Origin of the sequence: Mesorhizobium sp. M7A.F.Ca.CA.003.01.2.1 (assembly GCF_003998945.1) — a bacterium.
GTDB lineage: Bacteria > Pseudomonadota > Alphaproteobacteria > Rhizobiales > Rhizobiaceae > Mesorhizobium > Mesorhizobium ciceri.
The window spans coordinates 1-1,163 of sequence record NZ_RZRA01001288.1 but is presented as its reverse complement, the minus strand read 5'-3'; the positions used below and the strand labels follow the sequence as shown (position 1 = coordinate 1,163).

Below are 1,163 nucleotides of genomic sequence, written 5' to 3'. Positions count from 1 at the left end.
GCCCGCAGGCTTATCACCCGCTCCCCGACGTGCTGGCGCGGGTGCGCGGCGGCGAAAAGATCGTCGAGACCGACTACGCCATCGAGGACAAGTTCGAGCATCTGCCGCAGTCCAAGCGCGCCGAGGTCATCAAGCGCGGCGTCACCGCCTTCCTCACCGTGCAGGAAGGCTGCGACAAGTTCTGCACCTTCTGCGTCGTGCCCTATACCAGAGGCTCCGAAGTTTCCCGGCCGGTGGCGCAGATTGTCGCGGAGGCTGAGCGCCTGGCTGAAGCCGGGGTGCGCGAAGTGACGCTGCTTGGCCAGAACGTCAATGCCTGGCATGGCCAGGGCGAGAACGGCCACGAGTGGGGCCTTGGCCGCCTGCTGTTCAGGCTGGCCGAAATCCCCGGGCTGGCGCGTCTGCGCTACACCACCAGCCACCCGCGCGACATGGATGACGAGTTGATAGCGGCCCATCGCGATCTGCCGGCGTTGATGCCCTATCTGCATCTGCCGGTGCAATCGGGCTCCGACCGCATCCTCAAGGCGATGAATCGCCGGCACACGGCGAGGGATTATCTGGCGCTGCTCGACCGTATCCGCACTGCCCGGCCTGACATCGCGCTTTCCGGCGACTTCATCGTCGGCTTTCCCGGCGAGACAGAAGCGGATTTCGAGGCGACCATGGAGCTGGTGCGTCAGGTGAATTACGCCTCGGCCTTCTCCTTCAAATATTCGCCGCGCCCCGGCACGCCAGGCGCCGAAATGGCCGATCATGTGCCGGAAACGGTCAAGGACGAGCGCCTGCAGCGGCTGCAGGCTCTGCTTGTGAAGCAGCAGCAGGACTTCGGCTTGAGCCTCATCGGCAGCACCATCGACACGCTGATCGAGAAGCCCGGCCGCCAGGCCGGCCAGAAGGTAGGCCGCTCACCTTGGCTGCAGCCGGTTATTGTTGATGAAAAGGCCGGCGAAATCGGTGACATTATCCAGGTGCGAATCACGAAGACGGGCTACAACAGCCTGTTCGCCGAATTGGCCTGAGGGTCTCGGCAGATGAGGAGAGACGGTTGAGCGCAGCAGAGCTGAAGAACCTGCCCCCGGTACCGGCATCTGGGGCTTCTGACATGGCGCACATCGTTCTGACTTTCGACAACAACAAGCTTGCCAGCGCCCTCTATGGTC

General features: G+C 63.6%; 1 protein-coding gene and 1 pseudogene. Both read left to right on the top strand.

Annotated elements, in window-relative coordinates:
- A partial coding sequence (locus tag EN969_RS32045) for a MiaB/RimO family radical SAM methylthiotransferase (RefSeq protein ID WP_127419786.1) occupies positions 1–1,022 on the top strand: 1,022 nt, incomplete at its 5' end.
- Between the two features lie 26 nt (positions 1,023–1,048).
- Positions 1,049–1,163, top strand: a pseudogene (locus EN969_RS36425) (phosphate starvation-inducible protein PhoH); the annotation flags it as partial.